Raw genomic sequence first — 26,326 nt, 5'->3', positions numbered from 1 at the left:
ATGCGTGAACTCAGTGCCAGCGAACTGCATGCCTGGCTGTGTGAGACGGATTGCAAACCCCTGCTGCTCGACGTGCGCGAACCGTGGGAATTCGACAAGGCGCGTATCGAGGGTTCGACCCTGGTTCCCATGCGCCAGATCGGCGAACAGATCCATGAACTCGACAGCACGAGTGAAATTGTCGTCATCTGCCATCACGGTATACGCAGTCGTGTGGTGTGCCGTTTTCTGGAAAGCGAAGGCTTCAGTAACGTGATCAACCTGGCTGGCGGGGTGGATGCGTGGGCAAAGGAAGTTGACCGCCGGATGCCAACCTACTGAGTGCTTATGAGACATCTGCTGACACTGATCGCACTGCTGGTAACCGGCCACATGGCCAATGCGGCAGACCTGCTGACGGTCTACGAAGTTGCCGCGCGTAACAACCCCACACTGGCCGCAGCGGCTGCAAGTCTGGATGCGACCCGTGAAAATCGTCCCCAGGCCTTCGCCGGCCTGCTGCCCAGCCTGGATCTGGGCGCCTCGCTGGGACGCTCGCGTTTCAAAAATATCGACCCGTCCCGGGACGCCACCTACAGCACAGACAAGCTGGCCAGTATCAGGCTGGTCCAGCCACTGTTCCGCTACGACCGCTGGATTGCCCTGAAACAGGCCGACAGCACCATTGCCGCTGCCGAGGCCGATTATGCCGCCGCACAACAGGCGCTGATGGTCGATGTGGCTGAACGCTACTTCGCCGTACTCGATGCACAGGACAACCTGGATTTTGCCCATGCGGAAAAAAGCGCCATCGGCCGTCAACTGGACCAGGCAAAGCAGCGTTTCGATGTCGGGCTGATCGCCATTACCGACGTCAAGGCAGCGCAGGCCCGTTACGATATTGCCGTCAGCCAGGAAATTCGCGCTGTCAGCGAACTGGAAGGCAGCCGTGACGCCCTGCGTGAACTGACCGGTGAATATTTCGACAAGCTCGCCCTGTTACGCGATGACCTGAGACTGGTCCGCCCCGACCCCGACTCACCCGAACACTGGATCAACCAGGCAAAGCAGCAGAACCTGCAGGTACTGTCTGCCCAGGCCGCCAGTGAAGCCGCGCGCCAGGAAATGCGTCGCCAGCGTGCCGGACATCTGCCGACACTCGACTTCAGCGCCAGCGCACGCTACCAGGACGTCAACTTCGGCGGTATTGCCCCCATCAAACGCCAGGACAGCGATATCGGTATCCAGCTCAACATCCCGCTCTACCAGGGCGGCGCGACAAGCTCGCGCACCCGCCAGGCGCGCAGCCGCTTCGAGCAAGCCACCCAGCAACTGCAACAGGCTGTACGCAGCGCCGAGCTGGCGACACGCAATGCCTGGCGCGGCATTCGTACCGACATTGCCCAGGTCCGCGCACTGAGTGAATCGCTGGAATCCACCCGGGTCGCGGTGGAAGCGGAAGAGGCCGGCTTCGAAGTCGGCACCCGTACCATCGTCGATGTGCTCAATGCACAACGCGAACACTACCTGGCCCGGCTCAACTATGCGCGCGCACGCTCGCAGTACGTGGTCGACCAGCTGCGCCTGAAACGCGCCACCGGCATCCTGTCACGCGACGACCTGGTCGAGGTCAATCGCGCACTGAAAAATACACCTGACGCACCATAGACAATGAACGACAGCCTTACCCCCGATATCCCCGACTTCGATGATCCGATTGGCCTGCTGCGCGCCTGCCATGACCGCATGCTCGCCAACTGCGATACACTGGAAAAGCTGGTTGAGCATTTGCAGGAGAAAGGTCTGGATGAGGAAGCAAAATCAGCCATCACCGGCATCGTAAGGTACTTCAGCACCAGCGCCGTTCACCATCATGAGGACGAGGAACAGGACCTGTTCCCGCTGCTCAACGGACAGTCGCTGAAACTGGCGGACATTATCTACAGGCTCAAGCAGGACCATCAGCAACTGGACAGGCTCTGGCAACAGCTTGCCGCCGACCTGCAACAGCCCTCGAAGCTGGGCGAAAACCCGGACTTCACCGAACACGTTGCACAGTTCTGCAGTGCATACCGCGAGCACATCGATATCGAAAATCGTGAACTGCTGTTTATGGCCCGGCACAGCCTCAGTACGCGCCAGCTGGAAGATGTCGGCCGCGCGATGGCAAAACGGCGCGGCGTCAAACGCTGAGACAGTTCAACACACGCGCCAGGGCGCCACGGTTTTCCTTTAGTACCTGACCACCCGCCGCAATCTGGCTCTGTTGCGATTTACTATCGTTGAAAAACCTCTCCACCGCCGTCACCAGCGCCGCTTCATCTTCGACACGGGTTACAGCACCGGCATTCTCCAGCCGGCGATAGATGTCGGCAAAATTCCCGGTAGAAACGCCACTGAGCACTGCACATCCTGCCTGCAGGGCTTCCAGTGGATTATGTCCGCCGCGTGCTACCAGACTGCCGCCAATCAATGCAACGGGTACCAGGCCATATAAATACGCCAATTCACCCAGCACATCGACAACCAGGACCTGGTTTGCCCGCTCAGGCAAATCGGTCCGTGCACACTCTGAATAAAGCGCCGGGGACATACCGGCCTGCCGGCACAGCTGCATAACCTCGACCGCCCGCTCGGGATGACGCGGCACAAGCAGCAACAGGCAATCCGGGTGACGCGCCAGTAACCGACGATGCGCGGCAAGCACCATAGCCTCCTCACCCGGGTGAGTGCTGGCGGCCACCCAAAATCGACCGTGCTGATGAAACCTGTGTCGCAACCCCGCCAGTCGTTGCTCGAAGTCCGCCGGCAACTCCACCTCGTACTTGAGGTTTCCGGCCACCATCACGCGATCTTCCGGCGCACCGAGTGATACAAAGCGGCTCGCATCTGCTTCACTCTGTGCGGCAACAGCCGTTACACAGGCCAGCGTTTCACGGGCCAGCGACGCTACCCGGCGATAACCACGCAGCGATCGCTCTGAAAGCCTGGCATTCACCAGGTACAACGGAATATCCCGCTGCTTCAGGGCATGAAAAAGATTCGGCCAAAGTTCGGTTTCCATCACAATGACTTTCCCCGGCCTGAGGGATGACAGGAAACAGCGCAACGCAAACGGCAGGTCCCAGGGTAAATAGGCACAACGCACCCGATCGCCGAACAACTGCATCACGGTATCGCGCCCGGTCGGTGTGGTGGTGGTGATCAGCAACGGTTTTTGTGGCTCACGCTGCAACAGGGCATTGACCAGAGGAACGGCCGCCCGCACTTCACCGACTGACACAGCATGCACCCATGTCACAGGAGCGTCACCTGCAACACAACTCACCCTGCCCAGCCGCTCGCGCCAGTCACGCCGGTATGCCGGCTGACGGAAACCGCGCCACCACAAGCGGATAAACACCCAGGGTAAACCGATATACAGCAGAAAAGTATAAACGCGCATCACGTTGCGATCATAACAGCCGGCTGCTTTGTTACAATGCTGCGTGTGCCGACCCCAGACTCCACGCTTTCCACCCGTTACCTTGCCCCGCGCTTCTGGCCAACCTGGCTGATGTTCGGCGCACTGCGTCTCGTTATTCTTCTCCCGTATCGCTGGCAGATGCACATCGGACGACTGATCGGACGACTGGCCCTGCGCCTGACAAGGCATCGCCGGCATATTGCCGGGGTGAACCTGGCACTGTGTTTTCCGGAAAAATCACCTCAACAACGTAATACCCTGCTGAAAGCACACTTCGATTCGCTGGGCTGCGGTATTGTCGAAACCGCGCTGTGCTGGTGGGGTAGTGAACAGAAGTTACGTGGCATCACACAAGTCGTCGGCCTGGAACACCTTGAGGCCGCCCGCGCGAAAGGTAAAGGCGTCATTCTGCTCAGCGCACATTTTACAACGCTGGAACTGGGCGGCCGCCTGCTGGCCATGCATGCGCCGTTTCATGTGCTTTATCGCCAGCACAAGAATCCGTTGTTTGAATCAGTCATGCGCAAGTCACGTGAACGCCGTTTTGAAAAAGCCATAGCGCGCGACGACATGCGCGGTCTGCTGAACAGCCTGAAAGCCGGCATGCCGGTATGGTATGCGCCTGACCAGAATCACGGCGGCAGCCAGTCTGTGTTCGCGCCGTTGTTCGGGGTACCGGCATCGACACTCACCACGCCCTCGCGTATTGCAAAAATCAGCGGCGCTGCCGTGGTGCCCTTCTACCCGACCCGCCTTGCAGATGACAGCGGCTACCTGCTTACCCTGTGCCCGGCGCTGGAAGATTTTCCGTCCGACGATGCCGTACAGGATGCCACGCGGCTGAATACGTTACTGGAAGGTGTGATAGGTGAAATGCCCGAACAGTATCTGTGGGTGCACCGCAGGTTCAAAACGCGGCCGGAAGGGGAAGCCTGCCCTTACGCCTGATTCCCCTGGAAGATACGGCATTAACCGCAGGAGCCTCTGATTAATTCGGAATCGTCATCGGCGCAATATCCCGTCATCGGCGCAGGCCGGAATCCAGGCGGTTTGATCCGGCTTTCTGGATTCCCGCCTGCGCGGGAATGACGGGATTTAAGGCTTAACTTAGTGCCATTCCCTCATAGACCGTTTCCAGCAGTCCCGGCCCCGTTTCACGGTGAACCGCACTATCGACAATACCCGTTCCAATCTCGTTTTCTGTCATCAGCCGCCTGTCCCTTTGCGTGCTTTGCGCCTCTGCGAGAGCATCAATCCGGCAAATGCTCACAGACTTTAAATATCCGACCACCCCAACCGGCTCACCAGTTCATGGGCCAGATAACCTGCCGGCAAGGTCTCGGGGGTATAGCGCCATTCATCGAGGCACTCCGGTGTTTCGGCAAGCTCCGCCAGTGCAATCCGGCACAGACGCCCGGCATCCACGTAACGACGCAACGCCTGTTCATAGCGACTGTCCGGCAGGGCGTGTTGCGGGCGCAGACTGTAGACGGGGCGTTGTGCAGACATGGCTTCGGTCAGCATGGTCATGCTGTCTTCGCTGACAAACACCTGCTCGGCCGCGCCGAGAAAGGCTTCCGGCCGGTAAACATCACCGCCCTGGCTCCAGCAAGTCTGCGCAACATGCGCGGCATCGATATAATGCTTTAGTACGCGCTCACCCGCCGCGCCGGTACGCCTTGACGTGACCAGCAACCAGCGAATGCCGTATTTTTCCGCCAACGCGTTCATGCCGCGCGCAATGCCTGTCCAGTCAGCTTTCCGGTACCGGTAACCTGCACCTTTGCCGCCCAGCAACATCAGCCAGTAACGCTGCGTGACGTTTCCGAGTTCCCCGCGCAGCGCCTCACCTTCTGCTGTCACGCGCTCCGGGTCAATGGTGGTTGGCAACAACGGGACAACCAGATTATTGTCTGCCCCCTGCACCGGCTCCAGCGTCATCACCACACTGAAGTGGCGTGCGTGCAGGCGGCGCAGGGTCCCGGCAAAAATGCTGGCGGTACCGGTTGCGGCTGCAATCCAGGCATTGGCGAAAGAGGTCTTGCCGCCGGCGGACACAATCAGGTCACAGCCTTGTTCCGGCAACGGCTCCATATGATAGAAAAGTCGTAATGCCCTGGAAACTCTGATCAATTTGTCACACCGGCGCAGGCCGGTATCCAGTTCCCTGAAAGCGATGGATTCTGGCATACGCCAGAATGACGGGAAATGAATTAATCCGGGTTTACCTTTCAGTGAATGTGGCGTGTCGGAATGGTTCAGCATAAAGCGCAGGACATTGCGCGCCAGTCCCATGCGCATACGCAGATGAATCGTGTGGACTTCAAGTGGCACAACCTCACCCAGCGCAGCCACGATACCCTGCGAACGGCTGTCGTGACCTGGCTGGCCATCAGACAACAACCAGACACGTTTGCACTCAGACACCGCGCTTCCCCGTACGCATGCGCTGCCGGAAGGCCAGCATGCCGTCTCTGCCACTGACCTTGATACGGGCCAGCTCCAGCGGGTTCCAGTTCGCCGGGTCGTCGATGCCTTCACGCACGGTCACTGCACTGTCGTAACCGGCCTCGCGCACGCAGGCAACCTGTTGCGGACGATACAGGCCGAAAGGATAGGCAAAGCTGCGCACCGGCACACCGAACTGCTGTTCCAGCCGGCGCTTCGATTCGCAAAGTTCGTGGCGCAGCGCCGTATCGTCGAGGTTGAGAAAGGTGGGATGCGTCAGTGTGTGCGCGCCCAGTTCAAAACAGCCTGAAGCCAGTAATGTCTCGACCTGATCGTCACTCAGCTTGGGAATTTCCCTGAGTTCGCCGTCATCGTGGTGGGCCTTGCGCGAACGCGACCAGTCCCTGTCATGACGTTCCACGACCAGGTAAAGCGTGGCCCTGTAACCGTACTGTTGCAGCAACGGCAAGGCCTGTGTGAGGTTATCGGCATAGCCATCGTCGAAGGTGATGGCCACCGCCCTGTCCGGCAACCGGCCGGCCTGGTCGACCAGTTCGCTGACGGTATACCCCTGCCAGCCGTTATCCCTCAGCCAGCGTAACTGACGTTCAAACGTCGAAGGTGTTACGCGCAGACCGTTGAAACGGGCACCGGCCACGGGTTCGGCGATCATGTGGTACATGAGGATACGCGGCAAACGGGTATCCACGCCCGGTCGCCACCAGGCATAGCGCCAGGAGAACCAGGCCGCAACCAGTGCGGGGATGCCCCATAGCGCAAGGTTCACTCAGGCGTTACCTCGCGGTAGACGGCCAGTGTACTGTCCACCATGTCCTGCACGCTGGTAAAGGCCGCCGGGTCAACCGGTACGGGCTGCTCCAGTAGTTGCCGCGTGGTGGCCGTCAACGCCTCGACATCACCGGCAGGCACACGCCCGGGGGGATACACCCGCGCCAGCGACTCGCCGACGCCGCCGTGATCGTAGCCCACCACCGGCACACCGAGGCTCAACGCCTCGCACACCGTGCGACCGAAGGATTCCGGTTTACGCGACAGGGAAAACACCAGGTTGGACATGGACAGTACATCGCGCAGGTCCATGCGGTGGCCGGTAAAGGTCACCAGGCCCTCCAGCCCGAGGTTTTGCGCCGTGCGCTGTAACTCGTCAGCATAGGCCCTGTGGCGCGGGTCTTCACCGCCCACGATCAGGCCGTACACCGGCAAACCGGCCTCCACCAGGCCGGCCAGCATATGCAGGAAATCCACGTGCCCCTTAAGCCGCGTAATGCGTCCCGGCAGGGTCAGCACCTGGCGTTCCAGCAGGAAGGGGAAATCCTGGTACCAGCGGCTGATCCACGAGTCGCCGGGACGAAAACCGAACGGGTAGACGTCGGGATCAATGCCGCGTTCTATGACACGTATCCGCGAGGCATCCGTATGCGGGTAGTTATCAAGGATGTAACGGCGCGCGGATTCCGACACGGCAATCACCCGCTCACCCTTTGTCATAATGCGGCTGTAGCGCCCGACCGAGTACAGGCCGTGCACCGTAGTGATAAACCCCGGCCGCTGTGCCGCCGGCAACCGGCGCCAGGCCAGCCACGCAAGCCAGGCCGGCAGACGTGAGCGCACATGCACAATATCGACGTTCTCACTCACCATCAGACGGCGCAGGCGCGGCACCAGCCGCAGGCTCCACAGGGACTTGTGCCCCACCGGCAGCCGAATATGTTCGCTGCCCTGCCCGGTCAGCCGGCTGACCAGCTGACCACCGGCGGACACCACCAGCGAACGATGCCCCGCCTGCACCAGTCCACGGGCAATTTCCAGCGTGCCACGCTCGACACCACCGGATTCCAGCGCCGGCAACAGTTGCAGGACGGTCAGTTTACCTTCAGCCATTGTTCCACGATCCAGTCTGCACAACGCCCCGCCTCGTCGAGCGGCGGGGGTGTCGCGGGGGTTTGCCAGTCACCGGGCGCCGCCACCCAGCCGCGCGTGACCAGCGTATCGACGCCGGCCGTGACACGGTTGGCGCCGCGCCGCGCGACCGCCAGCAGGCCGGTCGGCACGCCACGGGTGAGTGATTCATAAATCATCGATACGCTATCCTCGGTCACACGTACTTCGGCAGCCGTTGCCAGTGCCTCCGCCACCGGGTGATCTGCCGGCAGCAGCGACAAACCCGCGTGCCCGGCCAGTCTCGTCATCAACGATGCCGGCGTACGCCGCGACCCCGATACCCGCCACTCCAGTTGCGGTCGCGCCGACAGCAGCGCATCGATCTGCGCCAGCACCGCATCGTCCTGCCAGCGGTAGTGCGGTGAAGGTCCGCCCAGCAGAACCAGGCCATTATCATTGCGCGGATTCCGCGCAGCCTGTTGCGTATTCAGCACCCCGGTCGTCACCAGCACATTGGCGGCGGCGCGGGGATGGTCGTGTTCGGGGATCAGGCACAGGTCGAACAGTGCATTGGGCAGAGCTGGCCGCATCAGCACCACGGCACGCCCGCCGATGGCGCGTCGCGCCGCCAGCAGGTGCCAGTGTGTCGCATGACCGGCACCGACCAGCAGGTCGGGCCGGGGCAGCGCACGACCCGCCGGGTAACGGCCTGTCAGCCAGGCGCCCAGCGCAGCCAGACGGTCACCGCCATGCAACTCATGGACCTCAATGTCGCAACGTGCCTGCAATGCCCGGGTCAGCCCCAGGCTCTGTGCATCGTGACCCGGCTTGCCGTCGCTGATGCGCCACAGGACATAGGGGGCGGCACGACGTTGCACGGGAAGTCACGACCGTCAGCGGCCGTTCAGTCCTTGAGGATGTAGTCAGCGCCACAGTAGGGACACTTTGCCCTGCCGCTATCCTCGATGGGCAGGTACACGCGCGGGTGCGAGTTCCACAGGGTCATACCGTCCATGGGACAGTGCAGCGGCAGGTCGTCGCGTGTCACTTCGTAGCAGTTCTCGGCATTGGCCTCGATGTAACGCTTGCCGCTCTCGGCGTCCGCCGCGGTGTTGGGACTGGGCATGGTGCTATCCTCCGTTTTATCCGACCAGCGACAACCATTCGGGATGGTCCTCGCGGCGACCGTGTACCTGGTCGAAGTACAGGGTCTGCAGTTTTTCGGTGATCGGGCCACGCCCGCCGTTACCGATAGTGCGGTTATCCACTTCCCGGATCGGCGTCACTTCAGCGGCGGTACCGGTAAAGAACGCTTCGTCCGCGACATAGACCTCGTCACGGGTGATACGCTTTTCGCGAATCTCCAGGCCCTGCTCCTGCGCCAGCGTCATGATGGTTTCGCGGGTAATGCCTTCCAGCGCCGAAGTCAGGTCGGGCGTGTACAACACACCGTTGCGCACAATAAAAATATTTTCACCGCTGCCTTCCGCCACGTAGCCCTCGGCGTCCAGCAGCATGGCCTCGTCATAGCCGCAGGTCAGCGCCTCCTGCAGCGCCAGCATGGAGTTCATGTAGTTGCCGTTGGCCTTGGCCTTGCACATGGTGATGTTGACGTGGTGACGCGTGTAGGACGAGGTGCGGATACGGATACCCTTTTCCAGGTTCTCCTTGCCCAGGTAGGCGCCCCATTCCCAGGCGGCGACAATCACATGCACCTTCAGGTTGTCGGCGCGCAGCCCCATACCCTCGGCGCCATAAAAACACATGGGCCGCAGGTAGGCGGAAGTCAGACCGTTCTCGCGCACCACGTCGATCTGTGCCTGGTTGAGCGTGTCCTTGTCGAAGGGCATGGGCATTTGCAGGATGTGCGCGGAACGGAACAGCCGGTCGGTGTGATCCTGCAGGCGAAAAATCGCCGTGCCCTGCTCGGCATCGTAGGCGCGCACGCCCTCGAACACGCCCATGCCATAGTGCAGGGTATGCGTGAGCACATGGGTGGTCGCATCGCGCCAGGGGCGCATTTCGCCGTCATACCAGATGACGCCGTCACGATCGGCCATCGACATCGAACTTCTCCTTCAAATTTGTAACAACAGGAACACCTGTATGATCTTCGTCATCCCGGCGCCGGCCGGGATCCACAGCATACGCCGGACACATGGATGCCGGCCTGCGCCGGCATGACGCGCGTTAGCAGTGCTATCCGTCTTCCATCAAGACGCGTGTTAGCAGCGCTAACCATCTTCCATCAACTCGCGCCACAGCTTCTCCACTTTCCTGCGTGACCGCTCCAGCCGCTCATCCTCGATCACCGGCCGCGCTTCGGCGAGCGTCAACCGGTGGAGGACGCCGCGGTATTGCTGGTAGGCCTCGATCAGGATCTGGGCATACGCAGACTTGAGCAGGCCTTCCCTCGCCAGCACCTTCAGCAGACTGATGGTGTCGGTGCGGTCCAGCAGTGCCGGGTGGGCCTTGCTCCAGCGCAGGACGAGGTATTGCACCATAAATTCGATATCAACGATACCTCCCGGGTCCTGCTTGAGGTGAAATCCGCTGCCCCGCGAACCCAGCTCACGGCGCATGCGCTCGCGCATGTCGCGCACCTGCCGGCGCAGGTCGGGCTGGTCGGCGCAGGCGGCCAGCACCTTTCGACGCACGTCCAGGAAAGGTTTTTCCAGCACGCGGTCACCCGCCACCAGGCGCGCCCGCACCAGCGCCTGGTGTTCCCAGGTCCAGGCTTCGTTGAGCTGGTAGTCCGCGAAGGCATCGATATCACTCACCAGCATGCCCGAGTTGCCGGAAGGCCGCAGCCGCATGTCCACCTCGTAGAGCGCGCCGGCGGCGGTGAAAGTTTCCAGCATATGGATCATGCGCTGCCCGAGGCGGGCGAAAAACACCGCATTGTCGACCGGCTTGCGGCCGCTGGTACGCTGCATGCTGCCGCTGCTGTCGTGCAGGAACACCAGGTCGAGATCGGAACCATAGCCCATCTCGATACCCCCCAGCTTGCCGTAGCCGATAATGGCGAAGGCTACCCGCCGCAGCTTCCCCCTGACCTTGCAGCGTGGTTCGCCGTGGCGGCGCAGCATATCGTCCCAGGCGATCGACAACACCTTTTCCAGCACCACTTCGGCGATGGCGGTCAACTCATCACTGACGACCATGACCTGCGCCGCGCCGGCAATGTCGGCCGCGGCCACGCGCAGCACCATGGCGTGGCGGAACTGGCGCAAACGGTCCATCTGCAGCTCCAGGTCGTTGTCGGCGATATCGCCGAAGCGCCGTTCCAGCTCGCTCTCCAGTTCCTGGCGCGACAGGGGGGAATACAGGCTGCGCGGGTCGAGCAGCTGGTCGAGCAGCATGGGGAAGCGGGCGATCTGTTCGGCAATCCAGGCACTGGCGGCACACAGGCTCACCAGCTGCGACAGCACCTGCGGGTACTCCTGCAACAGAGCGAGGTAGGTGGTGCGCCCGGCGATATGTTCCAGCACGTTGACCAGCCGGCCCAGCACCCCGGCCGGCTGCGGCTGATGCGCCACCGCGGCGATCATCATGGGCACCAGTGCATCGAAGCGCACCCGCCCCTGCTCACCGAGGTAGCGCGGCGCCGTACCTTCGCGCAATTGTTTGATGCGGCGCAGCGCTTCGGCCGGATCGTCGTAGCCGGCTTCTTCCAGTAACTGCAACGCTTCTTCATCCGTGCAGCGTTCCAGCCACAGGTTGCGCAGCGCTTCGTTCTCGTCCGGCGCCTGCTGCCGGGGCGAATCGAACACCTGCTCGAAGTGGGTCTCGACACGGCGCCTGTGACCGTTGAGCGCGGCAATATAACGCTTCCAGTCCGGGTAGCCCATCGATAACGCCAGCTGCACACGCTCGATCCCGGATTCGGGTAAATGGTGCAGCTGGCGGTCATGCAGGGCCTGCAGGTGGTTTTCGCTGCGGCGCAGGAAGTGATAGGCCGATTCCAGTTGCGTGACACTGTGCGGCGGCAGCAGTTTCAGCTCCAGCAGCGCCGCCAGCACATCCACCACGCGGCGCTGGCGCAGGCGCGGTTCGCGCCCGCCGTGCACCAGCTGAAAGGCCTGCACGATAAACTCGATTTCACGAATACCGCCCGGCCCCAGCTTGATATTGTCCTGCTGGTCACGGCGCTCCACCTCCTGGCGGATCTGGCGCTTGAGGTCACGCAGGGCATCGAAAGCCTGGAAATCCAGGTAGCGGCGAAATACAAACGGTCGCAGCAATTCCATCAGCTCGCGCCGGCTGTCGGCGTCGCCGGTGACCGGGCGCGCCTTGATCATGGCATAACGCTCCCACTCACGGCCCTGTGACTGGTAGTACTCCTCCAGCGCGTCATAACTGCACACCAGCGCGCCCGCACTGCCGTAGGGGCGCAGACGCATGTCGACGCGGAACACGAAACCGTCGGCATCGTGGTCGGACAGGGCCTGGATCAATGATTGCCCCAGTCGCGTGAAGTACTGCTCCGGACTGAGTGCAGCGCGCTTGCGCGCCGGACGCGCCTCCGGGTAAGCGAAAATCAGGTCGATATCGGAAGAGAAGTTCAGTTCGTGGGCACCCAGCTTGCCCATTGCCAGCACCACCAGCGGGGCTGGCTGGCTGTTGTTGTCGCGCAACGGTGGCGGAGTATCCGCGGCCTGCCAGTCGGTCAGCCGCTCCAGCGCCCCTTCGATGCAGGCGTCAGCCAGATCGGACAGATCACGCAGGGTTTCCTCGAGACGCGCCCAGCCGGCCAGATCGCGGCAGGCAATGCGCAGCATCTCGCGCTGCCGGACACGGCGCAGGGTCTGCTTCAGCGCTGGTTCATCCGGGCAGGCCGCCAGCTGCTCCCTTACCCGCTGCGCCAGCACCCCGGGCCAGGAATCGGCCAGCAGATCACCGCTGTCGAGCAGATCCTCGACCCGCTGCGGTACCCGGCTACACAGCTCCGCCACGAACTCACTGATGGCAAACAGGCGGCACAGCGTCCGCTGAAGCGCCGGATCGCGCGTATAGCGCGCTTTCGCGGCCTCTGCCGAGCTCACATAGGCTTCCCAGCGCTGCCGCGCGGGTCCCTGCAGGATTTTCGGCAAATCAGCCCAGGGGGCTGTCTGTGCTGGTTTTTTTGTTTTCCGCGCCACAGCCGACAGGGTAACGCGATCGCCCCTCAAACGCAGCCGGAACGCGTATAATGGCACGGAATAATCCGCACAACAGTGCGTCTTACCCTTTACCAGACAACTCACGGTGGCCATGTGATTTCCAATTTCTGTAAAAACCGCCAGTTCAAACGTGAACTGACCGACTACCGGGAGAACCTGTACCGCATTGCCTATTCCTGGTGCCACAACCCGGCACTGGCAGACGACCTGGTCCAGGAAACCATGGCCAAGGCGCTGAAAAACAGTGGCCAGTTACGCGATCCGAAAACCCTGAGAGCCTGGCTGTACCGGATTCTCAGCAACTGCTGGCGCGACCACTTTCGCCGCAGTCGCGATACCGTCGATATCGACGACGTGGTACTGATCGAGAAGGATACCCCCGATCTTTGCCACGACCGGCAACTGATCATACAACGCGTACGCCGCGCCATCGAACGCCTGCCGATGGGGCAACGCCAGGTGGTATCGCTGGTTGACCTGGAGGGTTGTTCGTATATCGAGGTTGCCGACATACTGGATGTACCAATCGGCACCGTCATGAGCCGTTTGTCACGCGCTCGTAAAGCTCTCAAGGTTAAATTGCTGGATGACGAAATTGCACCGGAACATGACAATGTCCATCACATTGGAACAGTAAAATGAGCAGTAACGACATTTCAGACGAAACACTCAATGCATTCATTGACGGTGAGCTGGATGCCGGCGGCAAAAATGAAGTCTTTGAGGCGCTCGGTGAAGATCGCGCGCTCAGTCAACAGGCCTGTGAACTGCGCCGACTGGGTGAGCTGGTCCGGCATGCCTACGACCACCCGCCGAAAATCGAACAATACCGTAAGGCCTCACCCCGGCGCATGAGCCCGTGGGGTCAGGGCCTGGCCGCGGCCCTGTTACTGGGGCTGGGCGGCATGCTCGGCTGGGCAATCCACACCCCCGGGCAGAAATCGGCCGATCCGGCGCTGCACGCCATGTACTGGGATGAACACAATGCATTCCAGAATACCGATATCAGCAAGGTGACCGCCCAGCAGGGCGCCAAGCGGATTATCGTACATCTGAACACCTCCAGCGCCAGCAAGTTCGAAAAAGCGCTGGACACCGCGGAACAACTGCTTAAAGCCTACGATGAAAACGGCGCCGAGATCGAGGTGGTGGCCAATGCCAGCGCCATCCGCCTGCTGCGCGCCGGCTACTCGCCCTACGCACAACGCGTACATGAACTGCAACAGCGTTATATCAACCTGACGTTCCTGGCCTGCCAGGATGCCATCGATCACGCGCGCGAGATCGAGGGCGGCAAGACCCCGGTAAAACTGCTGCCCGATGTCGATGTCACGCCATCGGCGCTGGAGCACATCCTCAACCGCCTGAGCGAAGGCTGGGTGTACCTGAACGTCTGACTTTTCAGGGCGGTCCGGGATTACTGTCGCAGGATGTCCTGATTGTTCGCATTAAACTCCGGCATAACGCGCCGCATGAATTCGTCAAACAACGGGACGGTAAAAGCCATGTCGCCGTGAGCCGGGCTGTAGATCATGCCCTTTTTTATCAGATTTGCCCGGGTTGGTCCCAGGCTGTTGATTTTTACCTTCATGAGTTCCGCTATATCGCTGGTCCGCTGGGGGCCGGAACCCAGGCACGCCATCGCGTGTAGAAAACGTTTTTCTCCGGGGGTAAGTCGACCGAAACGAACCCGAAAGAAGTTCTCATCGAGGCGATGGATTACCGTTTCGGAAGCATTTTGAATAACGGGGAGATCAATCGGGGAGGCTTCGGCACGATTCCATGCCTGGTAGCCCCATTCCTGAAGGAAGTAGGGATAGCCCTGAGTGAGTTGGAATATTTCCTTGAGGGCCGCCTTTTCAAAGCTAACGCCGTATTCCTCTACCGGGTCTTGCAGAGCCTTGATTGCATCGAGTTCGGAAAGCGCGCCAATATCGGGGAAACTGAAAAGCCGTTCGGCATAGGATTTGGATTCACCAGCAAGTCCCGGGAGGATCGGGAGTCCGGCGCCCAGCATAACCAGGGGCAGTTGACGTTGCTGCATTTTATGCATCGCCATGATGAGTGCACTGAGTTCTTTCTTTTTTAGATACTGAATCTCATCGATGAGGATGGCGACGCAGCTACCACGCTCTGTTGCGGCTTCCGCCACGGCAGTGAAAAGGCTCGGCAAATCAATCTCGAGATCACCGCTGTCTGCCGTGCCGACCTCCGGGTCGATATCAAGCCCGAATTCAACATCGTCGACCTTTACCTTGATTGCACCGATGAAACTTTTCAGAACGGCCAGCCCCCTGCGTACCTTGTCCCCGGCGCCCGCCACTCGATCCAGTTCGTATAACAGCCGTCTCAAATGAGGCACCAGCAAAATACCCAACGACTTGTTTTCGTGAACTTCAACAAGGATCGTATGGTACCCGTCTGCCAGCGCAATACGTTCCATTTCATTGAGCAGGACGGTTTTACCGACACCTCGAAGCCCCGTCAGCAAGATGCTTTTCTCCGGCCTCTTTTGTTTGACACGACCGAGCAGGATTCGGGTTTGTTCAATAACCTCTTCTCGCCCTGCGAGTTCAGGCGGAGGCGTACCGGCACCTGGTGAAAAGGGGTTCTTGATCGGATTCATCTGCGTGCCTCCAGCCCAATTCCAGCGGGTTATACTGACTTATAGCCATTTATAGCATGATATTATTATAAATAGCTATAAATAGCTAGAATTGACCTGACGGCTGATTTTGCCGACACACTGAATGGCGTTTATGCGCCCGACCTTGCCGCGCAAACAATTTCCGGCGCGGCAGCACCATGAAAAAGGGAGGCCGAAGCCTCCCCCTGTATCGAATTACCCCGCCTGACCAGCAACACCTTCAGTGTAACGGCCAGCCTGATGGCAAGCTTTTGGTCCCTGCGGGGGTAAAGCGACTTACATCATGCCGCCCATGCCACCCATGTCGGGCATGCCGCCACCGGTGGCACCCTCTTCCTTCGGCTTCTCGGCGACCATCGCCTCGGTGGTGATGATCAATGCCGCCACGGAGGCTGCATTCTGCAACGCGGTGCGGGTCACCTTGGTCGGGTCCAGGATACCCATTTTCAGCATATCGCCATACTCACCGCTCGCGGCGTTGTAACCGAAGTGCTTCTTGCCTTCCACGACCTTGTTCAGAACCACAGACGCTTCGTCACCTGCATTGGAGCAGATCTGGCGCAGCGGCTCTTCCATGGCGCGACGGGCGATGTCGATACCCATGTTCTGGTCATGATTGCTGCCTTGCAGCTCGCTGATGGCGGCGCGGGCGCGCAGCAGCGCAACACCGCCACCGGCAACCACGCCTTCCTCGACGGCGGCGCGGGTCGCGTGCAGGGCGTCTTCGACGCGGGCTTTCTTTTCTTTCATTTCAACTTCGGTGGCAGCACCGACCTTGATCACTGCAACACCGCCAGCCAGCTTGGCCACGCGTTCCTGCAGTTTCTCCTTGTCGTAATCCGAGGTCGCTTCCTCGATCTGGGCACGGATCTGGTTGACGCGCGCTTCGATATCGCTGCTCTGACCGGCGCCATCGATGATGGTGGTGTTTTCCTTGGAGACCAGGATGCGCTTGGCGCTGCCCAGATCGTCGAGCGTGGTCTTCTCCAGGGACAGACCGACTTCCTCGGAGATCACCTGGCCACCGGTGAGGATGGCGATATCCTGCAACATGGCCTTGCGGCGATCACCGAAGCCCGGCGCCTTGACGGCACACACCTTGACGATACCGCGAATGCTGTTGACCACCAGCGTCGCCAGTGCTTCGCCTTCAGTATCTTCAGAGATGATCAGCAACGGACGACCGGCCTTGGCGACGTTTTCAAGGATCGGCAGCAGGTCGCGAATGTTGGAGATCTTCTTGTCGAACAGCAGCACGAAAGGTTCTTCCAGTTCGGCCTGCATGTTCTGCTGGTTGGTGACAAAGTAGGGGGACAGGTAGCCGCGGTCGAACTGCATGCCTTCCACCACGTCCAGTTCGTTCTCCAGCGAGGAGCCTTCCTCGACCGTGATAACGCCTTCCTTGCCAACCTTGTCCATCGCCTCGGCGATGATCTCGCCGATGTTCTCGTCAGAGTTGGCGGAGATGGTGCCGACCTGGGCGATCGCCCTGGCATCCGCACAGGGTTCGGACAGTTTCTTCAGTTCTTCCACGGCAGCGGTCACGGCCTTGTCGACGCCGCGCTTGAGATCCATCGGGTTCATGCCCGCGGCGACGGCCTTCATGCCTTCGCGAACGATGGCCTGCGCCAGCACGGTCGCGGTGGTGGTGCCGTCACCGGCGATGTCGGAGGTCTGCGAAGCCACCTCTTTCACCATCTGTGCGCCCATGTTCTCGAACTTGTCTTCCAGCTCGATTTCCTTGGCCACGGATACGCCGTCCTTGGTGACGGTGGGGGCGCCGAAGGCCTTGTCCAGCACCACGTTGCGGCCCTTGGGACCGAGCGTGACCTTGACGGCATCGGCCAGAATATTTACACCGGCGACCATGCGCTGGCGGGCTTCATCACTGAATTTCACTTCTTTGGCTGTCATATTGCTATTCCTCTTTCAATTCTGTTCATCAGCGGTTTCGGGGCATCAGGACTCGATGATGGCCATGATGTCTTCCTCACGCATGACCAGCAGGTCTTCACCCTCGACCTTGACCTCGGTGCCGGAGTACTTGCCAAACAGCACCTTGTCGCCGACTTTGACGTCCATCGGGATAATTTCGCCGTTTTCGTTACGCTTGCCATTGCCGGCAGCGATGACTTCACCACGGCTGGGTTTTTCAGCGGCTGAATCCGGAATTACAATGCCGCCCGGGGAGGTGGTTTCCTCTTCCATGCGTTTGATGATCACTCGATCATGAAGTGGACGAAGGTTCATCAGAGCTTTCTCCTTTCAAGACTGTCTGGTTTGTTTTGCGAGCACTTTATTAGCACTCGACCTAAGTGAGTGCTAATAATAGTCAGCAAAGTTGAAGAGTCAAGCAAAATTGCGCCGGAAGCGCGTTTAATCGTCTTCGCGGCGGTATTCGCCTTCTATTGTGCGCGGCTTGTGCTCATGCGGCGCATCGGCAGGCCGGGGGGGCTCAAACGGGACGGAGGAACGGCGCACGAACCCGCCGATCAGTGCCCTTCTCAGCGGCGGAACGAGCAGCAGGAAGCCGATGGTATCGGTGACAAAGCCGGGCGTAAGCAACAACGCGCCGGCAAACACCAGCAACACGCCCTCCATCATCTCGGTAGCAGGAAGCTGGCCCTGTGCCATGCTCATCCGGGCACGCTGCAGGGTAATCCAGCCCTGGAAACGCAGCAGCATGGCGCCCAGCAGCGCGGTAAAGACCACCAGCGCGATGGTGGAAATGGCGCCAATGGCGCTGCCGACCTTGATCAGGAAGTAGATTTCCACCATGGGAACAAGCAGAAACAGCAGGAACAGGATGCCGAGAGGGTTCATGTCCGGCACCATACCCGGCTGCCGGGGTGGCGACAAGCGACCCGGTATCCATTGAAAATTCTTGTCATTGCGGTGCCTTGACCCGAAAGGGTAAGGTACCCGTAATGAAGCCCGGAGGGATTCTATGGGCGCTGCGCTCGTAATGACGTAACTAAATGACTTCTCCGAATGAAATCCAGCTGGTGTTCTGTACCGCGCCGGACACCGACACGGCGCGGCGTATCGCCTCCGCGCTGGTGGAATACCGGCTGGCGGCGTGCGTCAATCTGTTACCCGGCATCGAATCCGTGTACCGCTGGGAAGGCGAGGTGAAGTCGGATGCCGAAGTTTTGCTCATGATAAAGGCCCGCGCGGCCGACTACCCCTTGCTGGAAACGCGAATCAGGGCACTGCATCCCTACGAACTTCCTGAAATCATTGCAGTCCCATTGACTGCCGGCCTGCCGGCGTACCTGGACTGGGTACGAAACCCTGACGAGGCAAAATGAAATACTGGTTCCCCCTACTGCTGGCCGGCTGGATGTCGGTTGCCCACGCCGGTCTTTTCGGTGGCGATGACGAACTTCTCCCTCCCGACAAGGCGTTTGCTTTCGAGGCTTCGGTTGATGCGGATGGCCGAATCCAGGCCGACTGGAAAATCGCTGACGGCTACTATCTCTACAAGGACAAGTTCACGTTCAGCACTGAAAGTAACACCGCCACGCTGGGAGCGGGTGAGTTCCCCCCGGCCAGGGTCAAGCAAGACCCGATTTTCGGCACGGTCGAGACCTACCGCAAAAAGGTACGCATCGCCATTCCTGTCACGCGCCAGGCGGGGGCCGGCAATACACTGAGCTTTACGGCCACCTACCAGGGCTGCGCGGATATGGGTGTCTGTTATCCGCCGCAAACCAGAACAGTTTCCCTGCAGCTGCCCGATGCACCCGCCGCCAGCACAGCAACCACGGATTCGGCGCTCGGCGCGCTGAATGCACTGGGCGTCGACTTCGGCTTTGACGACGAGAGTGAACTGCTGCCGCCGGACGAAGCTTTCCGCCTCGACGTGCTGGTGCGGGACGCCGACCATATCGCCGCCAGCTGGACCATCGCCAAAGACTATTACCTGTACCGCGACAAGTTTGAATTTGCCCTGGAGCCGGTCGAGGGAATCACCCTGCTACCCGTGCAGATGCCCCCGGGCGAACTCAAGCAGGACGAATTCTTCGGCGAAATCCAGGTGTATCACGAGGTCGTGGATGCAGACCTGGCGCTGCGGCGTGAAGCCGGCCCCGCCACCCCTGTCACCCTGGTGGTGAAATACCAGGGCTGCGCCGAGGCCGGGGTGTGTTACCAGCCCATGAGCAAGCGCATCGAACTGATGTTGCCGCCCGCCGACGGCAGCAGTGCCGCTGCCATGCCTGCTGCAACACCGGCCGCGCCTGCCGAAACCACACCGGCCACCGACCTCAGCGAACAGGACGCCATCGCCCGGCGCCTGAAGGACGGCAACCTGATCGCCACCCTGCTGGCGTTTTACGGCTTTGGCCTGCTGCTGTCGTTCACGCCGTGCGTGTTCCCGATGATTCCCATCCTGTCATCCATTATTGTCGGCCAGGGCCCGTCGATCACCACCCGCAAGAGCTTTATCCTGTCGCTGGTCTACGTACTGGCCATGGCGGCCACCTATACCCTGGCCGGCGTGGTGGCCGGGCTGTTCGGCGAGAACCTGCAGGCCATCTTCCAGAATGCCTGGTTACTGGGCGGGTTTGCGGCCGTGTTCGTGCTGCTGTCACTTTCCATGTTCGGCTTCTACGAACTGCAAATGCCGACATTCATCCAGAACCGGTTATCCAGTGTCAGCAACCGTCAGCGCGGCGGCAGCCTGACCGGCGTGGCGGTGATGGGCTTCCTGTCGGCACTGATCGTCGGCCCCTGCGTGGCCGCCCCGCTGGCCGGCGCACTGATCTACATCGGCCAGACCGGTGACGCGGTACTCGGCGGGCTGGCACTGTTCACGCTCAGCATGGGCATGGGCACACCCTTGATCGCTATTGGTATAGGCGCCGGCAAACTGCTGCCGAAAGCCGGCGTGTGGATGGACCGGGTCAAGGCCGTGTTCGGGGTACTGATGCTGGCCGTTGCGATCTGGTTGCTGGAGCGCATCCTGCCGCCGTCACTGACGCTGGCGCTGTGGGCCTCGCTGCTGATCCTGTCGGCCGTGTACCTGCGCGCCATGGATGACCTGCCGGTTGAGGCCACGGGCTGGGCGCGGCTGTGGAAAGGCGTCGGGCTGGTATCACTGACATATGGCGTACTGCTGTTGATTGGCGCCGCCAGTGGCGGTAGTGACCCGCTGCGCCCCCTGACCAATATCGGCGGTGGTGGCGGAGGCGGCGGCCAGACCATCGCCGTACAGGCTCATGCACTTTCCTTTAAACAGATTCACTCACTCGCGGATCTGCAGCGGGAACTGGATGCCGCCACACAGGCAGGCAAGCCGGTGATGGTCGATTTCTATGCCGACTGGTGTATCAGCTGCAAGGAGATGGAGAAGTACACCTTCGGTAACGCGCGTGTTCAGCAGGCGCTGGAGAATTTTGTGCTGCTGCAGGCGGATGTGACGGCGAACAACAAGGATGACAAGGCGCTGTTGAAACGCTTTGGACTGTTCGGACCACCGGGTATCCTGTTCTTCGATTCAAGCGGGAAGGAAAGAAAGGAACTGAGCGTGGTCGGTTTCAAGAAGCCGGAACCGTTTCTTGAGATCGTTAAACGGGTTGAAAGTCGATAGTGGACCGTTGGGGCAGGTGCAAATGCACCGGTATGCCTGCCCCGGTTTCCGGCTCAACGGTTTGCCCGCTGCGCGGGTTCCCTGCGCTTCTCGCGTAACGCGGCGTTCGCCCAAACTCGCGGTTTATGCTGCACATAAACCACTCAAACAGGGCTCTCTTCTTCCGCGTTACGCTGCGATGCTCGGCTGCACCGATTCGCCGGAAACCGGGGCAGGCATACCGGCGCAGGAACCTTCCAGGGGAGATTTTGGGGAGATGAAAGATGCTCCAGCAACAATTCCGGGTTACTTATCTTGGCTCTTCAGAAATATTTGTGGGTAATTCAAGCTAATTATGGACTCTCGCCAAGCCGCCAGGCGCGCAAAGGAGAGAAAATTTACACAACAAGGCGATTCACAGTACGGCTGATCCCGTTCTTCATCAGGGATTCACTCCCGCAGGTGCTGCGCCAGGATAACCTCATAGACCGTTTCCAGCAGTCCCGGCCCCGTTTCACGGTGAATCTGTACCGCACTATCGACAATACCTGTTCCAATCTCGTTTTCTGTCATCAGCCGCCTGTCCCTTTGCGTGCTTTGCGCCTCTGCGAGAGCATCAATCCGGCAAATGACCAATCGCTCAGAGCGCCTCAATCGTTCGAGGCAAAACGGACATCCCGTTGCCAGCGTTGTTTTTCAGGCCTTACAGGCCTTGAAATTTATACAAAATCACAGGCTTGATCGCTTGTCCGCGTCGCTCCTTGCCCACGAATTTTTCCGAGGAGGCCTTATCTTTTTTCAGACCATTAGCTGAATAAAGAGTAAAAAATTTGCGCAGGGCAAGTTCCTGGCGGGGATGGCCTTACTGACAGACATTGGCGCAGCCGAGCATCGCAGACGTTTTGCGATCAAGCGAGCGTTGTCTGAGTCATTCGCGCGACAGCGCGGATGGCGAGTTTAGCGAGCGCGCAAAACGTCGAGAAGCGCAGGGAACCCGCGCAGCGGGCAAGCCATTGTCTGTCAGTAAGGCCATCCCCGCCAGGAACGAAAACTACCACAATGCTTATTTGAGATTGTACTTCTTGATCAGGTCGTACATGGTCGGGCGGCTGACACCCAGTAACTCAGATGCCTGGGATATCTTGCCACCCACATGTCCCATGGCACGCACAATCGCCTGGCGCTCCGCCTGCTCACGGATCTCACGCAGATTGAAGGTTCGCGTGTCATCGACACCGGCCCCGCCCAGTTCCAGGTCGGACACCGAAATCTGTTTGTGCTCGGCCATGATGACGGCACGCTTGACGCGATTCTCCAGCTCGCGCACATTGCCCGGCCAGGGATAGGCCTCGATTGCCGCCAGCGAATCCTTGCTGAGACGATGCTGCTTGCCCATCTGCTTGCTGTATTTTTCCAGAAACACACGCGCCAGCAGCAGCGTATCGCCTTCGCGCTCACGCAGTGGCGGGATACGGATCGTGATTTCACTGATGCGATAATAGAGATCCTCGCGGAAATTGTTTTCCCGCGCCAGCTGCGGCAGATCCTTGTGGGTTGCGCAAATGACACGCACATCGACCGGGATTTCCTGCCGGCCACCGACGCGTTCGATGATGCGTTCCTGCAGGAAACGCAGCAGTTTGGCCTGTAGCGACATCGGCATATCGCCGATCTCGTCCAGGAACAGCGTGCCGCCATTTGCCGATTCAATCTTGCCGGGCGTCGTCTTCACCGCACCGGTAAACGCGCCTTTCTCGTAACCGAACAGTTCACTTTCCAGCAGGTTTTCCGGTATTGCGGCACAGTTGATGGCGACAAACCGCCCTTCGGAACGGCCACTGAGTGAATGGATGGAACGCGCAATCAACTCCTTGCCTGTACCGGATTCACCGAGTACCAGCACCGTGGCGTCAGCCGGCGCAACTTTTTCGACGGTCCGGCACATCTTGAGCATTTGCGGGCTGCCGGTGATCACGCCTTCCAGCGGAGATTCGCCGCCCGTGACATGGAGGCGCTGATTTTCTTCCTCGATTTCGTGCAGACGGTAGGCGCGATTGACAATGAAGCCGAGCAGGTCGGCATCGATCGGCTTGTAGAAAAAGTCGTAGGCCCCCATGCTCACGGCCTGCAACGCGTGCTGCCGGTCGTTGTTGCCGGTAACGACAATGACTTTGGTATGGGGCGAATGGGCGAGAATATCCTCCAGCGCCTGAAAACCTTCGCGGGTGCCGTCTGCGTCAGGGGGCAGGCCAAGATCCAGCGTGATGACAGGCGGGTGGTGCTTATCGAGCTCTGCAAGGGCGGCTTCGCGGTCGCCCGCAATAATGACGTCGCACCCCTCGAAACACCACTTCAGCTGAGTCTGTAATCCCGGGTCATCTTCAATAACCAGCAATTTCCTTGAGTCGGTGGTCATTTGCTCTTCCGTTATTGCTATTGTCGGGCGACTTTACACTATTTCCCGACTCTTCGCTAATCGGAATCCGCATTCTGAAGGTTGTTCCCTCACCCACCCGACTGAGCACTTCAACATCGCCACCCAGCCCGCGGATAAACTCACGGGTCTCGTAAGCGCCTATTCCCATTCCGGATTTTCCCTTGGTGGTATCAAATGGCTTGAACAACCGGTCACGGATAAACGTTCCATCCATGCCCTCCCCGGTGTCCTGCACCTCGACCACGGCATAATCGTTCTGTTTGAAGAGTCTGACAATCACCATTCCATCATCTGGCGTCGCATCCTGGGCATTCCGCACCACATGACCGACCACGGCACCGAAGCGGTCGTTATCTGACTGGATCCGCAGACCGGTGGCCTGACAGTCGAGTCTGGGCAGTGGCTTGCCGGCAGACATCATGCCCACTACTTCACCCAGCACCTCACACACGTCGAGCAGGCCCGCATTTTCTTCCGGATCCCGGGCCGCGCGCAGCTGCGCCAACAGGCGGTTCATCTTGTTGACCGAGTTCTCGACCGTCTGGATGGCGTCTTCCATAAACTGCGGGTTGTTCTTGTGGCGCGCCGCATTGGATACCACCAGCGACAGTTGTGCGATCAGGTTTTTCAGGTCGTGCATGACGTAAGCCGACAAGCGACTGCAGGCCTCGAACTGGCGCGCCTGCGACAACGCCTGCGCCGCATCCAGCTGGGCAAGGTGTGCCGCTGACTGCCGGCCCATGATGCGCAACAGGTCGTAGTCTTCCCAGTTCATGGAGTGCGTCACTTGCGGTCGCAAAAGCACAATGAAGCCGGACAGGCGATCGTGGAAGACCAATGGCACAAACAGCCAGGCATCCCCGACCTTCTCCAGCCATTTCGGCAATTGCAGGTCATTGTAGGTATGCGGTGATAACCGGTATTCCTCGCAATTGATAATCCACTCCTGGTCACGCATGTAACGCACCAGCGTACTGTCGGCCTCAACTGTCATACCGTCATCGTCAATCGACATCTGCCAGCTGGCTACCGGACGGTATTGCCCGGCTTCACGGTACAGCCACAGGGCGCCACCGGGACATTCATGAACATCGGCAATGGCCTTGATGGTTCGCTCGCGGAGTTTTTCATCCGGCTCGGAGGATGTCAGCGTGTAGATAAACCGCAACCACTCCTCGCGGTATTCAAACTTGTAATGAAAGAAATGCTTGTTGATAAAGACGCGAAGGCTGGCGCGCAATTGTCCCGAGAACAGCAGGATCATCAACATCAGGACGGCGCCGAACATGAAAATAACCTCGGCCACCGTGCCCCAGCTGCCGCCATATTGCTGGATGAAGTAACCACCGGCCCCCATGGCCAACAGGTACAGGCCGGCACCGAGCAGTGCCGCTGTATGGAACACGACACGGCGTGAAACAAAGATATCCAGCGACCACTGCGGGTCACGTACGGCGGCTACGCCGATAACCGGCACCACGATGGCATTAATAAAGCCGCGGGCCTCCCATAGCAGTGGATCGACACCGCCAAACAACAGGGCATGTGAATAGATATAGAAGTCGTAGGCGAAAATGGCGCCAAGACCAATACAGAGGTATTTGACCGAACGGCGGGATTCAGGCCGTGCATTGCGAATGAGCTGTTCGACCAGGGCGAGGCCTGCAACCGCCATCACGAGAAAACCGGCAAACAGGAGATCAATACCGCCAATGACCGCGGAAGTGCTCCCGGATGCGCCACGGTACAACACCAGGGTGGTAAGCAACACTGTAAACCCTGACAGCATGCTAACGGTATGCCGGAAATAGCGCGAAGACTCCGCCGGGTCCGGATACGCCGCGCTGAGCACACGCACCACGAAGATGAGTAAAAACAGATCCCGCAAGGGCTCAAACAGGTAGGTCAGCAATGCCGGCCCATCACTGTGGGCACTGGCTGCGGTAAGCCCCATCCACAAGGCACTGACCAGCGAGGCCAGCATCAGGGCGTTTTTGTGCGGCCGGTTACGCTGGCCGGTCATCAACACCAGTGCGGTTACCAGGAAAACCCCGGCACCGGTTGCATAACTGATTACTCCGACGTCATCCATCCAGTCATTGTCCGAAGGTTGCCATGGTGGGCGGGCTACAGCGTCAGTTATCGCCCCGAAACAGGCTGCTGACTATAACGCTCTGGCGGGGTTGTCGGCCAGTCTGACAGACTGACGCAGAGGCAGAAATCCGTCTCAAGCCCGTTCACACAGCGCTAGGACTATGATTTTCGGCGGATTTATCTAGAACTTTAGTCTCATCGCCCGAACCAGGATGCCGGGCGATGAGGCAGTTTTTTACAACGACTTCAGTGTGGCGCGGGCTTCTTCAATGCCCTGGTAGGTGAAATCACCCGCTGTTGCCTTTTCAAGATGCTCACGCGCCGCTTGCTTGTTGCCCTGCTTGTAGTAGGCCATGCCAAGGTGGTACTGGAAGACGGGAACCCCGGGGGCTTTTTCAACCACACCCTTGAGGATTTCTACTGCCTTGTCGTAGTCACCCTTGCGGTAGTAGACCCAGCCGGCGGTATCCAGGAAAGCGGGCTGCCTGGTTTTCTCCAGGTTGGCTGACAATTCGACCGCTTTGGCCAGGCTGGCCTCATCGCTGCGATGGTCTGCCAGCAAGGCCGCCAGGTTATTGGTGCTGACAGCATTGCCCGGCTGTTTTTCGAGCACCTTCTC

Annotated in this window: 24 protein-coding genes; 8 read left to right on the top strand and 16 right to left on the bottom strand. The window is 59.8% G+C overall.

Annotated elements, in window-relative coordinates:
• Genes ACW81B_RS05520 through ACW81B_RS05510 form a run of 3 tightly spaced genes read left to right on the top strand, consistent with a single transcriptional unit; the run spans window position 1 to window position 2,172 of the window.
• A complete protein-coding gene (locus tag ACW81B_RS05520) occupies window positions 1-321 on the top strand; it encodes a rhodanese-like domain-containing protein (protein WP_491579220.1) in 321 nt (106 codons plus the stop codon).
• Between the two features lie 6 nt (window positions 322-327).
• A complete protein-coding gene (locus ACW81B_RS05515; RefSeq protein WP_491579219.1) occupies window positions 328-1,647 on the top strand; it encodes a TolC family outer membrane protein in 1,320 nt (439 codons plus the stop codon).
• A gap of 3 nt (window positions 1,648-1,650) precedes the next feature.
• Window positions 1,651-2,172 carry a hemerythrin domain-containing protein gene (locus ACW81B_RS05510; protein WP_491579218.1) on the top strand — a complete coding sequence of 174 codons (522 nt, stop codon included), beginning with the start codon at window positions 1,651-1,653 and terminating at the stop codon, window positions 2,170-2,172.
• Here the strand turns inward: ACW81B_RS05510 and waaA are convergent.
• Window positions 2,162-3,424: a lipid IV(A) 3-deoxy-D-manno-octulosonic acid transferase gene (waaA, locus tag ACW81B_RS05505; protein WP_491579217.1), complete on the bottom strand. Its 1,263-nt coding sequence runs from the start codon at window positions 3,422-3,424 to the stop codon at window positions 2,162-2,164. The genes ACW81B_RS05510 and waaA overlap by 11 nt on opposite strands.
• A 45-nt stretch (window positions 3,425-3,469) precedes the next feature.
• Here waaA and lpxL point away from each other — a divergent pair, with 45 nt between their 5' ends.
• On the top strand, window positions 3,470-4,393 hold the full coding sequence (gene lpxL / locus ACW81B_RS05500) for an LpxL/LpxP family Kdo(2)-lipid IV(A) lauroyl/palmitoleoyl acyltransferase (protein ID WP_491579216.1): 924 nt from the start codon (window positions 3,470-3,472) through the stop codon (window positions 4,391-4,393).
• Window positions 4,394-4,720: 327 nt separating this feature from the next.
• Here lpxL and ACW81B_RS05495 read toward each other — a convergent pair whose 3' ends face one another.
• From ACW81B_RS05495 to glnE, 7 genes are all read right to left on the bottom strand, one after another.
• On the bottom strand, window positions 4,721-5,872 hold the full coding sequence (locus ACW81B_RS05495; RefSeq protein ID WP_491579215.1) for an ELM1/GtrOC1 family putative glycosyltransferase: 1,152 nt from the start codon (window positions 5,870-5,872) through the stop codon (window positions 4,721-4,723).
• Window positions 5,865-6,680 (bottom strand): polysaccharide deacetylase family protein, encoded by an 816-nt coding sequence (locus tag ACW81B_RS05490; protein WP_491579214.1) that lies wholly within the window; start codon window positions 6,678-6,680, stop codon window positions 5,865-5,867. Before ACW81B_RS05490 ends, ACW81B_RS05495 begins: the two co-directional genes overlap by 8 nt.
• Window positions 6,677-7,795, bottom strand: coding sequence for a glycosyltransferase family 4 protein (locus ACW81B_RS05485; protein ID WP_491579213.1), 1,119 nt, complete (start codon window positions 7,793-7,795; stop codon window positions 6,677-6,679). Before ACW81B_RS05485 ends, ACW81B_RS05490 begins: the two co-directional genes overlap by 4 nt.
• On the bottom strand, window positions 7,777-8,673 hold the full coding sequence (locus tag ACW81B_RS05480; protein ID WP_491579212.1) for a mitochondrial fission ELM1 family protein: 897 nt from the start codon (window positions 8,671-8,673) through the stop codon (window positions 7,777-7,779). Before ACW81B_RS05480 ends, ACW81B_RS05485 begins: the two co-directional genes overlap by 19 nt.
• A 26-nt stretch (window positions 8,674-8,699) precedes the next feature.
• Window positions 8,700-8,921: a zinc-finger domain-containing protein gene (locus tag ACW81B_RS05475; protein WP_491579211.1), complete on the bottom strand. Its 222-nt coding sequence runs from the start codon at window positions 8,919-8,921 to the stop codon at window positions 8,700-8,702.
• Window positions 8,922-8,937: 16 nt separating this feature from the next.
• A complete protein-coding gene (locus ACW81B_RS05470; protein WP_491579210.1) occupies window positions 8,938-9,861 on the bottom strand; it encodes a branched-chain amino acid transaminase in 924 nt (307 codons plus the stop codon).
• Between the two features lie 168 nt (window positions 9,862-10,029).
• Window positions 10,030-12,840 (bottom strand): bifunctional [glutamate--ammonia ligase]-adenylyl-L-tyrosine phosphorylase/[glutamate--ammonia-ligase] adenylyltransferase, encoded by a 2,811-nt coding sequence (gene glnE / locus ACW81B_RS05465; protein WP_491579209.1) that lies wholly within the window; start codon window positions 12,838-12,840, stop codon window positions 10,030-10,032.
• Window positions 12,841-13,011: 171 nt separating this feature from the next.
• Between glnE and ACW81B_RS05460 the strand changes: the two genes are divergently transcribed.
• Window positions 13,012-13,599 carry an RNA polymerase sigma factor gene (locus ACW81B_RS05460; RefSeq protein ID WP_491579208.1) on the top strand — a complete coding sequence of 196 codons (588 nt, stop codon included), beginning with the start codon at window positions 13,012-13,014 and terminating at the stop codon, window positions 13,597-13,599.
• On the top strand, window positions 13,596-14,354 hold the full coding sequence (locus tag ACW81B_RS05455; protein ID WP_491579207.1) for a hypothetical protein: 759 nt from the start codon (window positions 13,596-13,598) through the stop codon (window positions 14,352-14,354). Before ACW81B_RS05460 ends, ACW81B_RS05455 begins: the two co-directional genes overlap by 4 nt.
• Before the next feature lie 20 nt (window positions 14,355-14,374).
• Here ACW81B_RS05455 and ACW81B_RS05450 read toward each other — a convergent pair whose 3' ends face one another.
• From ACW81B_RS05450 to ACW81B_RS05435, 4 genes are all read right to left on the bottom strand, one after another.
• A complete protein-coding gene (locus tag ACW81B_RS05450) occupies window positions 14,375-15,583 on the bottom strand; it encodes an ATP-binding protein (RefSeq protein WP_491579206.1) in 1,209 nt (402 codons plus the stop codon).
• A gap of 297 nt (window positions 15,584-15,880) precedes the next feature.
• Window positions 15,881-17,518 carry a chaperonin GroEL gene (groL, locus tag ACW81B_RS05445; RefSeq protein WP_491579205.1) on the bottom strand — a complete coding sequence of 546 codons (1,638 nt, stop codon included), beginning with the start codon at window positions 17,516-17,518 and terminating at the stop codon, window positions 15,881-15,883.
• A 45-nt stretch (window positions 17,519-17,563) separates the two neighbouring features.
• Window positions 17,564-17,854 carry a co-chaperone GroES gene (gene groES / locus ACW81B_RS05440; RefSeq protein WP_491579204.1) on the bottom strand — a complete coding sequence of 97 codons (291 nt, stop codon included), beginning with the start codon at window positions 17,852-17,854 and terminating at the stop codon, window positions 17,564-17,566.
• Between the two features lie 126 nt (window positions 17,855-17,980).
• Window positions 17,981-18,463, bottom strand: a complete 483-nt coding sequence (locus ACW81B_RS05435) for an FxsA family protein (protein WP_491579203.1) — start codon at window positions 18,461-18,463, stop codon at window positions 17,981-17,983.
• 119 nt (window positions 18,464-18,582) lie between these two features.
• Between ACW81B_RS05435 and cutA the strand changes: the two genes are divergently transcribed.
• Together cutA and ACW81B_RS05425 are read left to right on the top strand one after the other, a co-directional pair.
• Window positions 18,583-18,915 (top strand): divalent-cation tolerance protein CutA, encoded by a 333-nt coding sequence (gene cutA, locus ACW81B_RS05430; protein WP_491579202.1) that lies wholly within the window; start codon window positions 18,583-18,585, stop codon window positions 18,913-18,915.
• Entirely contained in the window at window positions 18,912-21,197 is a 2,286-nt protein-coding gene (locus tag ACW81B_RS05425) for a protein-disulfide reductase DsbD (protein ID WP_491579201.1), read from the top strand. Before cutA ends, ACW81B_RS05425 begins: the two co-directional genes overlap by 4 nt.
• Window positions 21,198-21,626: 429 nt before the next feature.
• Here ACW81B_RS05425 and ACW81B_RS05420 read toward each other — a convergent pair whose 3' ends face one another.
• The 4 genes from ACW81B_RS05420 to ACW81B_RS05405 all read right to left on the bottom strand — a co-directional run.
• Entirely contained in the window at window positions 21,627-21,749 is a 123-nt protein-coding gene (locus ACW81B_RS05420) for a GxxExxY protein (RefSeq protein ID WP_491579200.1), read from the bottom strand.
• A 490-nt stretch (window positions 21,750-22,239) separates the two neighbouring features.
• Complete coding sequence (gene prsR, locus ACW81B_RS05415; RefSeq protein ID WP_491579199.1) at window positions 22,240-23,592, bottom strand: PEP-CTERM-box response regulator transcription factor; 1,353 nt, start codon at window positions 23,590-23,592, stop codon at window positions 22,240-22,242.
• Window positions 23,558-25,705, bottom strand: a complete 2,148-nt coding sequence (gene prsK, locus ACW81B_RS05410; RefSeq protein WP_491579198.1) for an XrtA/PEP-CTERM system histidine kinase PrsK — start codon at window positions 25,703-25,705, stop codon at window positions 23,558-23,560. Before prsK ends, prsR begins: the two co-directional genes overlap by 35 nt.
• 237 nt (window positions 25,706-25,942) lie before the next feature.
• On the bottom strand, window positions 25,943-26,326 hold a 384-nt coding region (locus ACW81B_RS05405; protein WP_491579197.1), incomplete at its 5' end, for a tetratricopeptide repeat protein.

It is taken from the genome of Thiogranum sp. (assembly GCF_058323355.1).
This window is presented reverse-complemented; position numbering and strand designations above follow the sequence as displayed.

Excerpts from the sequence above, each read along its gene's own strand:
- ACW81B_RS05455 (WP_491579207.1), top strand. The coding sequence starts at position 13,596 with ATGAGCAGTAACGACATTTCAGACGAAACACTCAATGCATTCATTGAC.
- ACW81B_RS05510 (WP_491579218.1), top strand. The coding sequence starts at position 1,651 with ATGAACGACAGCCTTACCCCCGATATCCCCGACTTCGATGATCCGATT.
- ACW81B_RS05425 (WP_491579201.1), top strand. The coding sequence starts at position 18,912 with ATGAAATACTGGTTCCCCCTACTGCTGGCCGGCTGGATGTCGGTTGCC.
- ACW81B_RS05485 (WP_491579213.1), bottom strand. The coding sequence starts at position 7,795 with ATGGCTGAAGGTAAACTGACCGTCCTGCAACTGTTGCCGGCGCTGGAA.
- ACW81B_RS05475 (WP_491579211.1), bottom strand. The coding sequence starts at position 8,921 with ATGCCCAGTCCCAACACCGCGGCGGACGCCGAGAGCGGCAAGCGTTAC.
- cutA (WP_491579202.1), top strand. The coding sequence starts at position 18,583 with ATGACTTCTCCGAATGAAATCCAGCTGGTGTTCTGTACCGCGCCGGAC.
- ACW81B_RS05515 (WP_491579219.1), top strand. The coding sequence starts at position 328 with ATGAGACATCTGCTGACACTGATCGCACTGCTGGTAACCGGCCACATG.
- prsR (WP_491579199.1), bottom strand. The coding sequence starts at position 23,592 with ATGACCACCGACTCAAGGAAATTGCTGGTTATTGAAGATGACCCGGGA.
- prsK (WP_491579198.1), bottom strand. The coding sequence starts at position 25,705 with ATGGATGACGTCGGAGTAATCAGTTATGCAACCGGTGCCGGGGTTTTC.
- waaA (WP_491579217.1), bottom strand. The coding sequence starts at position 3,424 with ATGCGCGTTTATACTTTTCTGCTGTATATCGGTTTACCCTGGGTGTTT.
- ACW81B_RS05420 (WP_491579200.1), bottom strand. The coding sequence starts at position 21,749 with ATGACAGAAAACGAGATTGGAACAGGTATTGTCGATAGTGCGGTACAG.
- ACW81B_RS05470 (WP_491579210.1), bottom strand. The coding sequence starts at position 9,861 with ATGTCGATGGCCGATCGTGACGGCGTCATCTGGTATGACGGCGAAATG.
- groES (WP_491579204.1), bottom strand. The coding sequence starts at position 17,854 with ATGAACCTTCGTCCACTTCATGATCGAGTGATCATCAAACGCATGGAA.
- ACW81B_RS05450 (WP_491579206.1), bottom strand. The coding sequence starts at position 15,583 with ATGAATCCGATCAAGAACCCCTTTTCACCAGGTGCCGGTACGCCTCCG.
- ACW81B_RS05520 (WP_491579220.1), top strand. The coding sequence starts at position 1 with ATGCGTGAACTCAGTGCCAGCGAACTGCATGCCTGGCTGTGTGAGACG.
- groL (WP_491579205.1), bottom strand. The coding sequence starts at position 17,518 with ATGACAGCCAAAGAAGTGAAATTCAGTGATGAAGCCCGCCAGCGCATG.